The organism is Enterobacter cloacae complex sp. P27C (genome assembly GCF_014895705.1).
Lineage (GTDB): Bacteria > Pseudomonadota > Gammaproteobacteria > Enterobacterales > Enterobacteriaceae > Enterobacter > Enterobacter bugandensis.
Window position 1 is genome coordinate 517,659 of sequence record NZ_JADBQB010000003.1, and the last position, 14,113, is coordinate 531,771.

13 protein-coding genes are annotated in these 14,113 nt (G+C 56.4%); all 13 read left to right on the forward strand.

Annotated features, from left to right (window positions below; translation table 11 throughout):
* The first annotated feature begins 1 nt into the window (after position 1).
* The 13 genes from wzc to cpsG all read left to right on the forward strand — a co-directional run bounded on the left by wzc (position 2) and on the right by cpsG (position 14,086).
* Complete coding sequence (gene wzc, locus IM291_RS08580; RefSeq protein WP_041909110.1) at positions 2 to 2,164, forward strand: tyrosine-protein kinase Wzc; 2,163 nt, start codon at positions 2 to 4, stop codon at positions 2,162 to 2,164.
* A gap of 116 nt (positions 2,165 to 2,280) precedes the next feature.
* Complete coding sequence (gene wcaA, locus IM291_RS08585) at positions 2,281 to 3,123, forward strand: colanic acid biosynthesis glycosyltransferase WcaA (RefSeq protein ID WP_028013800.1); 843 nt, start codon at positions 2,281 to 2,283, stop codon at positions 3,121 to 3,123.
* Positions 3,123 to 3,614: a colanic acid biosynthesis acetyltransferase WcaB gene (gene wcaB / locus IM291_RS08590; protein ID WP_045260418.1), complete on the forward strand. Its 492-nt coding sequence runs from the start codon at positions 3,123 to 3,125 to the stop codon at positions 3,612 to 3,614. Before wcaA ends, wcaB begins: the two co-directional genes overlap by 1 nt.
* A complete protein-coding gene (gene wcaC, locus IM291_RS08595; protein WP_192986619.1) occupies positions 3,611 to 4,828 on the forward strand; it encodes a colanic acid biosynthesis glycosyltransferase WcaC in 1,218 nt (405 codons plus the stop codon). The genes wcaB and wcaC overlap by 4 nt, the downstream gene beginning before the upstream one ends.
* Complete coding sequence (gene wcaD / locus IM291_RS08600; protein ID WP_028013797.1) at positions 4,803 to 6,023, forward strand: colanic acid polymerase WcaD; 1,221 nt, start codon at positions 4,803 to 4,805, stop codon at positions 6,021 to 6,023. The genes wcaC and wcaD overlap by 26 nt, the downstream gene beginning before the upstream one ends.
* Positions 6,024 to 6,039: 16 nt before the next feature.
* On the forward strand, positions 6,040 to 6,786 hold the full coding sequence (wcaE, locus tag IM291_RS08605; protein WP_028013796.1) for a colanic acid biosynthesis glycosyltransferase WcaE: 747 nt from the start codon (positions 6,040 to 6,042) through the stop codon (positions 6,784 to 6,786).
* 15 nt (positions 6,787 to 6,801) lie between these two features.
* Complete coding sequence (wcaF, locus tag IM291_RS08610) at positions 6,802 to 7,350, forward strand: colanic acid biosynthesis acetyltransferase WcaF (protein WP_045260414.1); 549 nt, start codon at positions 6,802 to 6,804, stop codon at positions 7,348 to 7,350.
* Between the two features lie 24 nt (positions 7,351 to 7,374).
* The gene (gmd, locus tag IM291_RS08615; RefSeq protein ID WP_003863514.1) at positions 7,375 to 8,496 is read left to right on the forward strand and encodes a GDP-mannose 4,6-dehydratase; all 1,122 of its coding nucleotides are present in this window, start codon (positions 7,375 to 7,377) and stop codon (positions 8,494 to 8,496) included.
* 2 nt (positions 8,497 to 8,498) lie between these two features.
* The gene (locus tag IM291_RS08620) at positions 8,499 to 9,464 is read left to right on the forward strand and encodes a GDP-L-fucose synthase (protein ID WP_192971310.1); all 966 of its coding nucleotides are present in this window, start codon (positions 8,499 to 8,501) and stop codon (positions 9,462 to 9,464) included.
* A gap of 2 nt (positions 9,465 to 9,466) precedes the next feature.
* Positions 9,467 to 9,946 carry a GDP-mannose mannosyl hydrolase gene (locus IM291_RS08625; protein ID WP_074135958.1) on the forward strand — a complete coding sequence of 160 codons (480 nt, stop codon included), beginning with the start codon at positions 9,467 to 9,469 and terminating at the stop codon, positions 9,944 to 9,946.
* Positions 9,943 to 11,166 (forward strand): colanic acid biosynthesis fucosyltransferase WcaI, encoded by a 1,224-nt coding sequence (gene wcaI / locus IM291_RS08630; RefSeq protein WP_192971311.1) that lies wholly within the window; start codon positions 9,943 to 9,945, stop codon positions 11,164 to 11,166. The genes IM291_RS08625 and wcaI overlap by 4 nt, the downstream gene beginning before the upstream one ends.
* A 3-nt stretch (positions 11,167 to 11,169) precedes the next feature.
* A complete protein-coding gene (gene cpsB, locus IM291_RS08635) occupies positions 11,170 to 12,606 on the forward strand; it encodes a mannose-1-phosphate guanyltransferase (protein WP_028013792.1) in 1,437 nt (478 codons plus the stop codon).
* Between the two features lie 109 nt (positions 12,607 to 12,715).
* A complete protein-coding gene (gene cpsG / locus IM291_RS08640; protein ID WP_041909126.1) occupies positions 12,716 to 14,086 on the forward strand; it encodes a colanic acid biosynthesis phosphomannomutase CpsG in 1,371 nt (456 codons plus the stop codon).
* Positions 14,087 to 14,113 lie beyond the last annotated feature (27 nt).

Sequence of the window (14,113 nt, forward strand, 5' to 3'; positions counted from 1 at the left end):
AATGACAGAAAAAACAAGACCTTCTGCCGCCCCGACTTCGGGCAGTGATGAAATTGATATTGGTCGCCTGGTCGGCACGGTTATCGAGGCAAAGTGGTGGGTGCTTGGCATTACTGCCGTGTTTGCCGCAGCGGCCGTCGTGTATACACTGTTCGCCACACCTATCTACAGCGCCGACGCGCTGGTGCAGATCGAGCAGAATACCGGCAACTCGCTGGTGCAGGATATCGGCTCCGCGCTGGCGAACAAACCGCCAGCATCCGACGCTGAAATTCAGCTGATCCAGTCGCGTCTGGTGCTGGGTAAAACGGTTCACGACCTCGGACTCGACATCTCCGTCACCAAAAATACGTTCCCGATCTTCGGTGCCGGCTGGGACCGTCTGATGGGGCGCAGCAATGACACCGTAAAGGTCACTGACTTTGTGCTGCCGAAAGGGGCGGGGGATCAAACCTTTACCCTGACGGTGCTGGGCCCGAAACAGTATCAGCTGACCAGCGATGCGGGCTTTAGCGCACGCGGCGAAGTGGGGCAGATGCTGAACAAAGACGGCGTTAGCATGATGGTTAGCGCGATCCACGCCCAGGAGGGCGGTGAATTCACCGTCACCAAATTCTCCACGCTGGGAATGATCAACAATCTGCAGAACAACCTGACCGTCACCGAAAACGGTAAGGACACCGGCGTGCTGAGCATGACCTTTACCGGTGAAGATAAGGATCAAATTCGCGACATCCTGAACAGCATTACCCGCAACTACCTTGAGCAGAACGTCGAGCGCAAGTCGGCGGAAGCGGCGAAAAGCCTGGCGTTCCTCGCTAAACAGCTCCCGGAAGTGCGTGCCCGTCTGGATGATGCTGAGAACAAGCTGAACGCCTACCGTCAGGATAAAGACTCCGTCGACCTGCCGCTGGAGGCGAAATCGGTTCTCGACTCGATGGTGAATATTGATGCGCAGCTCAACGAGCTGACCTTCAAAGAGGCAGAGATTTCCAAGCTTTACACCAAACGCCACCCGGCCTACCGCACGCTGCTGGAGAAGCGCCGCACTCTCGAAGAGGAGAAGGCGAAGCTGAACGACCGCGTGACCGCGATGCCGAAAACGCAGCAGGAGATCGTGCGTCTGACCCGCGACGTGGAGTCCGGACAGCAGGTTTACATGCAGCTGCTGAACAAACAGCAGGAGCTGAAAATCACCGAGGCCAGCACCGTGGGCGACGTGCGCATCGTCGACCCGGCCATTACCCAGCCTGGCGTACTGAAGCCGAAGAAAGCGCTGATTATTCTCGGCAGCATCATTCTTGGCCTGATGCTCTCAATCGTTGGCGTCCTGCTGCGCTCGCTGTTCAACCGCGGCATCGAAAGCCCGCAGGTGCTGGAAGAGAGTGGTATCAACGTCTATGCCAGCATTCCGCTGTCTGAGTGGCAAAAATCCCGTGACAGCGTCAAGACCATCAAGGGCGTTAAGCGTTACAAACAGAGCCAGCTGCTGGCCGTGGGTAACCCAACCGACCTGGCGATTGAAGCGATCCGCAGCCTGCGTACCAGTCTGCACTTCGCCATGATGCAGGCTAAAAACAACGTCCTGATGTTAACCGGCGTCAGCCCGTCAATCGGTAAGACCTTTGTCTGTGCCAACCTGGCGGCCGTGGTGAGCCAGACCAACAAGCGCGTGCTGCTGATCGACTGCGATATGCGTAAGGGTTATACCCACGAACTGCTGGGCACCAACAACGTGAACGGTCTGTCGGAAATCCTGCTGGGTCAGGGAGAGATTAGCCAGAGCGCCAAGCCGACCTCGATTCCGAGATTCGACCTGATCCCGCGTGGTCAGGTGCCGCCGAACCCGTCTGAACTGCTGATGAGCGAACGCTTCACCCAGCTGATTGAGTGGGCGAGCAAAAACTATGACCTGGTGCTGATCGATACGCCGCCAATTCTGGCCGTGACCGATGCCGCCGTGGTTGGCCGTCATGCGGGTACCACGCTGATGGTGGCGCGCTATGCGGTGAATACCCTGAAGGAAGTGGAAACCAGCCTGAGCCGCTTCGAGCAGAACGGCATTGAGGTGAAAGGGGTCATCCTGAACTCCATCTTCCGTCGTGCGACCGGGTACCAGGATTACGGTTATTACGAGTACGAATACAAGTCTGACAGCAAATAACAAAACACCCCCCCTCACCCTAACCCTCTCTCCTGAGGGGAGAGGGAACTGTCCGGTGCCGCCTTTCACCCTCTCCCCTCAGGAGAGAGGGCCGGGGTGAGGGGTAGGAGGAAAAGATGACCACACAACGCCCTTTAGTTTCTATCTATATGCCGACATGGAACCGTCAGCAGCTGGCGATCCGCGCTATTAAGTCGGTCTTGCGTCAGGATTACGATAACTGGGAACTGATCATCGTGGATGACTGTTCTTCCTCGTATGAACAGCTGCAAAAATTTGTCACCGAACTCAACGATCCGCGCGTGATGTACACCCATAACCCGATTAACTCCGGGGCGTGCGCGGTGCGTAATCAGGCGATTATGCAGGCCAAAGGGCAGTATCTGACCGGCATCGACGACGATGACGAATGGACGCCGAACCGCCTGTCCGTCTTCCTTTCGCATAAAGAGCAGCTGGTCACGCACGCTTTTCTGTATGCCAACGACTATGTTTGCCAGGGCGAGGTTTACTCGCAGCCCGCGAGCCTGCCGCTGTATCCGAAATCACCGTACTCTCGTCGCCTGTTCTACAAGCGCAACATTATCGGTAATCAGGTCTTTACCTGGGCGTGGCGCTTTAAAGAGTGCCTGTTCGATACCGAACTGAAGGCCGCGCAGGATTACGACATCTTCTTGCGGATGGTGGTGGAGTACGGCGAGCCGTGGAAAGTGGAAGAGGCCACGCAGATCCTGCACATCAACCACGGGGAGATGCAGATCACCTCCTCACCGAAGAAGTTTTCAGGCTATTTCCATTTTTACCGCAAGCACAAGGACAAGTTTGACCGTGCCAGCCGGAAGTATCAGCTCTTTACCCTGTATCAGATCCGCAATAAGCGCATGAACTGGCGTACGCTGCTGACGCTGCTGTCGGTGCGTAACGGCAAGCGTCTGGCTGACGGGCTTCGGGGGAAATAATGTTTCTGGAAGATTGCCGCGCAAACAGCTGGAGCCTGCGACCGTGCTGCATGGTTCTGGCGTACCGCATCGCGCACTTTTGCTCGGTGTGGCGCAAGAAAAACGTACTGAACAATATCTGGGCGGCACCGATTCTGGTGCTGTACCGCATCATCACCGAATGCTTTTTTGGCTATGAAATCCAGGCCGCTGCCACCATTGGCCGCCGCTTTACCATCCACCACGGCTATGCGGTGGTGATCAACAAGTTCGTGGTTGCGGGTGATGATTTCACCATTCGCCACGGGGTGACGATCGGCAACCGCGGGCCGGACAGCCTGGCCTGCCCGGTGATCGGCAATAACGTCGAGCTGGGGGCGAACGTGGTGATGATTGGCGACATTACGATTGGTAACAACGTGACGATCGGGGCGGGCAGCGTGGTGCTGGACAGCATTCCGGATAACGCGCTGGTGGTGGGAGAGAAAGCCCGCGTGAAGGTGATTAAATGAACATTCTGCAATTTAACGTACGCCTCGCAGAAGGCGGAGCGGCAGGCGTGGCGCTGGATCTGCACCAGCGTGCCCTGCAAAAAGGACTTCAGTCCCGGTTTATTTACGGCTACGGCAAAGGCGGCAAGAAAAGCGTCAGCCATGATAACTTCCCGCAGGTGCACAAGCACACGCCGCGTCTGACCTCTGTTGCCAACATTGCGCTGTTCCGCCTGTTTAACCGCGACTTGTTTGGCAACCTGAACAGTCTATATCGCACCGTGACCCGCACTACCGGCCCGGTTGTGCTGCATTTTCACGTGCTGCACAGCTACTGGCTGAATCTGGAAGAGGTGGTGGCGTTTTGTCAGAAGGTGCAGGCCCACAAGCCCGACACCCGCTTCGTCTGGACGCTGCACGATCACTGGAGCGTAACCGGACGCTGCGCGTTTACCGACGGCTGCGAAGGCTGGAAAGATAGCTGCCAGAAATGCCCGACGTTGAACAACTATCCGCCGGTGAAGGTGGATCGCGCGCATCAGCTGGTACACGGAAAGCGTCAGTTGTTCCGCGACATGCTTTCGCTCGGCTGCACGTTTATCTCCCCGAGCCAGCACGTGGCCGACGCCTTCAACAGCCTGTATGGGGCAGGGCGCTGTCAGATTATCAACAACGGTATCGACGTGGCGACGGAAGCCATCCTGGCCGAGCTGACGCCGGTGTCTGAAACCGCGGGCAAACCGAAAATTGCCATCGTTGCGCACGATCTGCGCTACGACGGCAAAACCAACCAGCAGCTGGTGCGCGACATGATGGCGCTGGGTGACAAAATTGAACTGCATACCTTTGGCAAATTCTCGCCGTTCGAAGGCGCTAACGTGGTAAATCACGGGTTTGAAACCGACAAGCGCAAGCTGATGAGCGCCCTGAATGGTATGGACGCACTGGTGTTCAGCTCTCGCGTTGATAATTACCCGCTGATCCTCTGCGAGGCGCTCTCCATCGGCGTGCCGGTGATTGCCACCCACAGCGATGCAGCGCGCGAAGTGCTGGAAAAATCGGGCGGAAAAACCTTCGCCGCGCACGAGGTCCTGCCTCTGGTGCAGCTGCCGAAGGCGCAGATCGCCGAGGCCGTTTTTGGCACTGACCTGGAATCGTTCCGCAACCGCAGCCGCAAGGCCTACAGTGGACAACAGATGCTGGAGGAGTATGTCTCGTTCTATCAGAATCTGTAGTTATCTGCTGCTGCCGCTGATCTACCTGCTGGTCAACGTTAAAATTGCCCAGCTCGGCGAAAGCTTCCCGATAACCATCGTGACTTTTTTGCCCGTTCTGCTTCTGCTGTATGTCGATAAAATCAACCTGAAGAAGCTGATGATTGCCCTGGGGCTGGGCACGGGCCTGACGCTGTTTAACTACATCTTTGGCCAGTCGCTGGATGCCAGTAAATACGTCACTTCAACCATGCTGTTTGTTTATATCGTTATTATTATTGGCATGGTCTGGAGTATTCGCTTCAAAACTATTTCACCGCACAATTATCGGAAAATCCTCAGGTTCTTTTATATTGCCGTTGCGTTAATTGTTGTGCTTGCCGCACTGGAAATGGCGCAGATTATTTTGACCGGTGGCAGCAGCCTGATGGAGATAATTTCGAAATATCTCATTTACAGTAACAGCTATGTACTGAACTTCATTAAGTTTGGTGGTAAGCGTACAACGGCGCTCTATTTTGAACCGGCGTTTTTCGCTCTGGCGTTAATCTCAATTTGGCTCAGCATCAAACAGTTTGGTATCAAAACGCCTAAGACCGATGCTATGATTCTTGCAGGAATCGTTCTGTCTGGATCGTTCTCAGGGGTAATGACATTTATCCTGTTTTACCTGCTGGAGTGGGCGTTCCAGTACCTGAACAAAGATGCGATTAAGAAAAAACTGCCGCTGGCGATAATCTCTCTGACGGTATTTTTAGTGGGCGTCATATTCGCGTTTCCGTACATTTCAGAACGTCTGGGTGATTTGGGAACGGAAGGGTCATCGTCCTATTATCGCATCATTGGTCCGCTGGTGATGGTGGGTTATTCCTTAACCCATATCGATGGTGTAGTAAGATTCGGCTCACTTTACGAATATGTTGCATCATTCGGAATCTTTAACGGTGCGGATGTCGGTAAAACCATAGACAATGGTCTGTATCTGTTAATTATTTATTTTTCATGGTTCGCCGTACTGTTGACGCTGTGGTATCTGTTTAAAGTTTTCAAAATGATGATCAACGCGTTTGGTGATAACCAGAACTTTCGCGTGCAGCTTTATCTTTTTACGCCGGTGTCGCTGTTTTTTACCGGGTCAATATTTAGCCCGGAATATGCTTTCTTGATTGTCTGTCCGTTTATTTTGCGTAAGGCGCTTAATATTACGAACGTATGACGAAATGAGGTGATTTATGTTTCTTAGCGTCATTACTGTCGCTTTTCGTAATTACGAAGGGGTGGTAAAAACCTGGCGCTCGCTGCGCAACCTGGCGCGCGATCCAAGCCTCACCTTTGAGTGGATCGTGGTCGACGGCGGCTCGAACGATGGCACGGCGGAGTTTCTGGAAAAACTCAACGGTGAGTTCAACTTACGCTACATCAGCGAGAAAGATAAAGGCATCTACGATGCGATGAACAAGGGCATTACTATGGCCCAGGGCCGTTATGCCATCTTCCTCAACTCCGGCGATATTTTCCACGACGACGTGGCGCTGTTTGCTCGTCAGCTGGCGCGCCAGAAAGAGGATGCCATGTATATTGGCGATGCGCTGCTCGACTTTGGCGACGGGCATAAAGTCTGCCGCAGCGCCAAGCCAGGCTGGTATATCTACCACAGCCTGCCGGCCAGCCATCAGGCCATTTTCTTCCCGGTAAACGGTCTGAAAAAACAGCCTTACGATTTGCAGTACAAGGTGTCATCCGATTATGCGCTGGCCGCCAGCCTGTATAAATCAGGTTACCCGTTCCGTCGAATTAAAGGGCTGGTATCTGAATTTTCGATGGGAGGCGTGTCAACGTCTAATAATCTGGAATTATGCCAGGATGCAAAAAAGGTGCAGCGTCAAATATTACGCGTGCCGGGATTCTGGGCGGAATTGTCTTATTTATTACGCCTGCGTACCACAGGTAAAACGAAAACCTTATATAACAAAGCCTGAATATAAGGAAACGCAATGCAGGATTTAAAAGGTTTCTCCGTGCCGAAAGGTTTTCGGGGCGGGAACGGTATTAAGGTACAGCTGTGGTGGGCGGTTCAGGCAACCTTATTTGCCTGGTCGCCGCAAATACTGTACCGCTGGCGAGCCTTTTTATTGCGCCTGTTTGGCGCAAAAATCGGAAAAAACGTAGTTATTCGACCTTCGGTAAAGATTACCTACCCCTGGAAATTAACCCTCGGGGATTACGCCTGGGTAGGGGATGACGCGGTGTTATATACCCTGGGCGAGATTACGATTGGCGCAAATTCGGTGGTTTCACAGAAGTGTTATTTGTGCACCGGCAGCCACGACTTTATGAGCCCGCATTTTGATATTACCGCTTCGCCTATTGTGATCGGTGAAAAGTGCTGGCTGGCAACGGATGTTTTTGTTGCACCAGGTATTTCTGTTGGCGATGGCACGGTAGTCGGTGCCCGCAGCAGCGTTTTTAAATCGCTACCGGCAAATAAAGTTTGCCGTGGCAACCCCGCAGTGGTGATACGCGAACGCGTTGAAACTGATTAAATTCATAAGTAGAGGAATATAAACATGTCTAAAGTCGCTCTCATCACCGGCGTTACCGGGCAGGATGGTTCTTACCTGGCAGAACTGCTGCTGGAGAAAGGGTATGAAGTGCACGGTATTAAACGTCGTGCCTCTTCATTCAACACCGAACGTGTGGATCACATTTATCAGGATCCTCACGCGGCAAACCCGAAATTCCACCTGCACTACGGCGACCTGACCGATACCTCCAACCTGACCCGTATCCTGCAGGAAGTACAGCCGGATGAAGTGTACAACCTGGGGGCGATGAGCCACGTTGCGGTCTCCTTCGAGTCCCCGGAATACACTGCTGACGTTGACGCCATGGGTACCCTGCGTCTGCTGGAGGCGATTCGCTTCCTCGGTCTTGAGAAGAAAACTCGCTTCTACCAGGCATCTACCTCCGAGCTGTACGGCCTGGTGCAGGAAATTCCACAGAAAGAGACCACGCCGTTCTACCCGCGCTCTCCGTATGCGGTAGCAAAACTGTACGCCTACTGGATCACCGTGAACTACCGTGAATCCTACGGTATGTACGCCTGTAACGGCATTCTGTTCAACCACGAATCCCCGCGCCGCGGCGAAACCTTCGTGACCCGTAAAATCACCCGCGCGATCGCCAACATTGCTCAGGGTCTGGAATCTTGCCTGCACCTCGGCAACATGGACTCCCTGCGTGACTGGGGCCATGCCAAAGACTACGTGAAAATGCAGTGGATGATGCTGCAGCAGGAACAGCCAGAAGACTTCGTTATCGCGACCGGCGTGCAGTACTCCGTGCGTCAGTTCGTTGAGATGGCTGCGGCGCAGTTGGGCATCAAACTGCGCTTCGAAGGCACCGGCGTGGAAGAGAAGGGTATCGTTGTATCCGTGACCGGCCACGACGCGCCGGGCGTGAAGCCAGGCGACGTAATTGTCCAGGTTGACCCGCGCTACTTCCGTCCTGCTGAAGTAGAAACCCTGCTGGGCGACCCAACCAAAGCGCACGAGAAGCTGGGCTGGAAACCAGAAACCACTCTGCAGGAGATGGTCTCTGAGATGGTGGCCAAAGATCTTGAAGCAGCGAAAAAACACTCCCTGCTCAAGTCTCATGGCTACGAGGTTGCCATCGCGCTGGAGTCCTGAGAATGACAAAACAACGTATTTTTGTCGCCGGTCATCGCGGAATGGTGGGTTCCGCGATTGTCCGCCAGCTGGAACAGCGCGGTGACGTAGAGGTGATTGTCCGCACCCGTGACGAGCTGAACCTGCTCGACAGCCGTGGGGTACAGGACTTCTTTGCGAACGAACGCATTGACCAGGTGTATCTGGCGGCGGCGAAGGTGGGCGGCATTGTCGCTAACAACACCTACCCGGCGGATTTCATCTACGAGAACATGATGATCGAGAGCAACATCATTCACGCGGCGCATCTGCACAACGTGAACAAGCTGCTGTTCCTCGGTTCATCCTGTATCTACCCGAAGATGGCGAAGCAGCCGATCGCCGAAAGCGAGCTGCTGCAGGGTACGCTGGAAGCGACTAACGAGCCCTACGCGATTGCAAAAATTGCCGGGATCAAGCTGTGCGAGTCCTACAACCGTCAGTACAACCGCGACTATCGCTCGGTGATGCCGACCAACCTGTACGGACCGCACGACAACTTCCACCCGAGCAATTCCCACGTGATCCCGGCGCTGCTGCGTCGCTTCCACGAGGCGACTGCCGAAAACGCCCCGGACGTGGTGGTGTGGGGCAGCGGAACGCCAATGCGCGAGTTCCTGCACGTGGACGACATGGCGGCTGCCAGCATTCACGTGATGGAGCTGGATCGCGAGGTGTGGCAGGAAAACACCGAGCCGATGCTGTCGCACATTAACGTGGGTACCGGCGTGGACTGCACCATCCGCGAGCTGGCGCAGACCATCGCGCAGGTGGTGGGCTACAAGGGCCGCGTGGTGTTTGACGCCACTAAACCGGACGGCACGCCGCGCAAGCTGCTGGACGTGACCCGTCTGCATCAGCTGGGCTGGTATCACGAGGTCTCACTGGAGCAGGGGCTGGCCAGCACCTACCAGTGGTTCCTGGAAAACCAGCACCGCTTCCGGGGGTAACGATGTTTTTAAGTCAGGAAGATTTTGCCACGGTAGTGCGTTCCACTCCGCTCATCTCGATTGATTTGATCGTGGAGAACGAACGCGGCGAGTTCTTGCTGGGGAAACGAACCAATCGTCCTGCACAGGGCTTCTGGTTCGTGCCCGGCGGGCGCGTGCAGAAGGATGAGACGCTGGTTGATGCGTTTGAGCGTCTCACTCTGGCGGAGCTGGGCCTGCAGCTGCCGATGGCAGCGGGCCAGTTTTACGGGGTCTGGCAGCACTTCTATGACGATAACTTTTCGGGCACCGGGTTCTCCACGCACTACATCGTGCTGGGGTTCCGCCTGAAGGTGAGTGAGGCAGACCTGCGTCTGCCTGATTCTCAGCATGACGATTACCGCTGGCTAACGCCAGAGGCGCTGCTGGCAAGCGACAACGTCCATGACAACAGTCGGGCGTACTTCCTCGCGGAACGTCAGGCCGAGGTGCCAGGACTATGAAAATCCTCGTCTACGGAATTAACTACTCGCCGGAATTAACCGGTATCGGGAAATACACCGGCGAGATGGTGGAGTGGATGGCGAGCCAGGGACATGACGTGCGGGTGATTACTGCCCCGCCGTACTACCCGGAGTGGAAGGTAGGCGAACGCTATTCCAGCTGGCGCTATCGCCGTGAAGAGGGGGCCGCGACCGTCTGGCGCTGCCCGCTCTACGTGCCGAAACAGCCCTCGACGCTGAAACGTTTAATTCATCTGGGCAGCTTTGCCCTCAGCAGTTTCTTCCCGCTGATGGCGCAGCGTCGCTGGAAGCCGGATCGCATTATCGGCGTGGTGCCGACGCTGTTCTGCACGCCGGGCATGCGCCTGCTGGGAAAACTCTCCGGCGCGCGCACCCTGCTGCACATTCAGGATTATGAAGTGGACGCTATGCTCGGTCTGGGTATGGCCGGGAAAGGCAAGGGCGGCAAGGTGGCGAAGCTCGCCAGCGCCTTTGAGCGCAGTGGCTTACACAACGTGGATTACGTCTCAACGATCTCGCGCTCGATGATGAACAAAGCGCAGGAGAAGGGCGTCCCGGCGGAGAAGGTGATCTTCTTCCCGAACTGGTCCGAAGTGGCGCGTTTTCGCGACGTGACGGAGCAAGAGGCTCAGGCGCTGCGCGCCCGGCTCGGCTTGCCTGAAGACCAAAAAATCATTCTTTACTCAGGCAACATCGGCGAAAAGCAGGGGCTGGAGAGCGTTATTGAAGCGGCCCAGCTGCTGATCGAACAGCCGTGGACGTTTGTGATTGTCGGACAGGGCGGGGGAAAAGCGCGGCTGGAGAAGATGGCCAGTCAACGCGGCCTGACCAACGTGAAGTTTTTCCCGCTGCAATCGTACGATGCGCTGCCCGCGCTGCTGAAAATGGCGGATTGCCATCTGGTAGTGCAAAAACGCGGCGCGGCGGATGCGGTGCTGCCGTCCAAGCTGACCAACATTCTGGCAGTGGGCGGTAACGCGGTGATTACGGCCGAAGCCGAAACCGAATTAGGCCAGCTGTGTGACAGCTATCCGGGGATTGCCGTGTGCGTGGAGCCGGAATCGGTCCCGGCGCTGGTCACCGGCATTGAACAGGCACTCGCCATGCCAAAAGTGAACACGGTGGCACGTGAATATGCCGAACGCACGCTCGAGAAAGAGAACGTGCTGAGCCAATTTATTGCAGATATACGGGGATAAATCATGAGTCAAACCACTTTGTATCCGGTTGTGATGGCTGGTGGCTCTGGTAGCCGGTTGTGGCCGCTGTCCCGCGTGCTCTATCCAAAACAGTTCCTCTGCCTGAAAGGGGATCTCACCATGCTGCAGACGACGGTAAACCGTCTGCACGGCGTGGAGTGTGAAAGCCCGGTGGTGATTTGTAACGAACAGCACCGCTTTATCGTTGCCGAGCAGCTGCGTCAGCTGAACAAGCTCACGGAAAACATCATCCTGGAGCCTGCCGGACGTAATACCGCGCCCGCGATCGCCCTGGCGGCGCTGGCGGCAAAACGCAGCAGCCCTGACTGTGACCCGCTGATGCTGGTCCTGGCGGCAGATCACGTTATCCAGCAGGAAGACGCATTCCGCGACGCGGTGCGTGCCGCGATCCCTTACGCCGAGAGCGGCAAGCTGGTGACCTTCGGCATCGTGCCGGATCTGCCGGAAACCGGCTACGGTTACATCCGTCGCGGCAGCGTAACGCCGGGTGAGGGCGATAGCGTGGCGTTTGACGTGGCGCAGTTTGTCGAAAAACCGAATCTCGAAACCGCCCAGGCCTATGTCGCCAGCGGTGAATATTACTGGAACAGCGGGATGTTCCTGTTCCGCGCCGGACGCTATCTCGAAGAGCTGCGCAAATACCGCCCGGATATTCTGAACGCCTGCGAAAAAGCGATGGCGGTGGTGGACCCGGATCTCGACTTTATCCGCGTGGATGAAGAGGCGTTCCTCGCCTGCCCGGAAGAGTCTATCGACTACGCCGTGATGGAACGCACGGCTGACGCGGTGGTGGTACCGATGGATGCAGGCTGGAGCGACGTTGGCTCCTGGTCCTCCCTGTGGGAGATCAGCGCCCATACCCCGGAGGGTAACGTCCATCACGGCGATGTGATTAGCCACAAAACCGAAAACAGCTACGTTTACGCCGAGTCTGGCCTCGTCACCACCGTCGGGGTGAAGGATCTGGTGGTTGTCCAGACCAAAGACGCGGTGCTGATTGCCGACCGTAACGCCGTGCAGGACGTTAAAAAAGTGGTTGAGAAGATCAAGGCCGATGGCCGTCACGAACACCACATTCACCGTGAAGTGTACCGTCCGTGGGGCAAATATGACTCCATCGACGCGGGTGACCGCTATCAGGTGAAGCGCATCACCGTGAAGCCTGGCGAGGGGCTGTCGGTGCAGATGCACCACCACCGCGCCGAGCACTGGGTGGTGGTCGCGGGTACCGCCAAAGTCACTATCGACGGCGAAGTGAAGCTGCTGGGTGAAAACGAGTCCATTTATATTCCGCTGGGCGCCACGCACTGTCTGGAAAACCCGGGAAAAATTCCTCTCGATTTAATTGAGGTGCGCTCCGGCTCGTATCTGGAAGAGGACGATATTGTGCGCTTCCAGGATCGCTACGGCCGCGTGTAGCACGCAGCATCATGCCCGGCGGCGCTGCGCCTGCCGGGCCTACGAATGACAAAAATAAATTTGGCCATTAAGTGGTCAGGGCCAACTGTTGCCTGAAAAAGGGGTCATCATGGAAAAATTAACCTGTTTTAAAGCCTACGATATTCGCGGCAAGCTGGGCGAAGAGCTGAACGAAGACATCGCGTGGCGCATCGGTCGCGCGTACGGCGAATATTTAAAACCTAAGACCATCGTGTTGGGCGGCGACGTGCGTCTGACCAGTGAATCCCTGAAGCTGGCGCTGGCAAAAGGGCTGCAGGACGCGGGCGTGGACGTGCTGGACATCGGCCTGTCCGGTACCGAAGAGATCTATTTTGCCACCTTCCACCTCGGCGTGGACGGCGGTATCGAAGTGACGGCCAGCCACAACCCGATGGACTACAACGGCATGAAGCTGGTGCGCAAGGGCGCGCGCCCGATTAGCGGCGACACCGGTCTGCGCGACGTGCAGCGCCTCGCGGAAGCCAATGACTTCCCGCCGGTGAACGACGCGAAGCGCGGCAGCTACAAGCAGATTAACCTGCAGAAAGAGTACATCGACCACCTGCTGGGCTACATCAACGTGGCGAACCTCAAGCCGCTGAAGCTGGTCATCAACTCCGGTAACGGCGCGGCCGGCCCGGTTGTCGATGCGCTGGAAGCCCGCTTTAAGGCGCTGAACGTGCCGGTGACCTTCGTCAAGGTACACAACACGCCGGACGGTAACTTCCCGAACGGTATTCCTAACCCGCTGCTGCCGGAGTGCCGCGACGACACCCGTAACGCGGTGATCGAGCACGGTGCCGATATGGGCATCGCCTTCGACGGCGACTTCGATCGCTGCTTCCTGTTCGACGAGAAAGGGCAGTTTATCGAAGGCTACTACATCGTTGGCCTGCTGGCGGAAGCGTTCCTCGAGAAAAACCCGGGCGCGAAGATCATTCACGATCCGCGTCTTTCCTGGAACACCGTGGACGTGGTGAAGGCCGCGGGCGGCGAGCCGGTGATGTCTAAAACCGGCCATGCCTTCATCAAAGAGCGCATGCGCGAAGAAGACGCCATCTACGGCGGCGAGATGAGCGCCCACCACTATTTCCGTGATTTTGCCTACTGCGACAGCGGGATGATCCCGTGGCTGCTGGTGACCGAGCTGCTGTGCCTGAAAGGGCAGAGCCTGGGCGAGCTGGTGCGCGACCGCATGGCGGCCTTCCCGGCGAGCGGGGAGATCAACAGCAAGCTGGCGCAGCCGGCCGAGGCGATTGCCCGCGTAGAACAGCACTTTGCCATTCACGCGCTGGAGATTGACCGTACGGACGGCATCAGCATGGCGTTCCCGCAGTGGCGCTTTAACCTGCGTTCGTCCAACACCGAGCCGGTGGTGCGCCTGAACGTGGAATCCCGCGCTGATACGGCGCTGATGGAAGCCCGAACGAAGGACATTCTGGCGCTGTTGAATCAGTAACAATTGCCCCTCCCGGCGGGAGGGGGA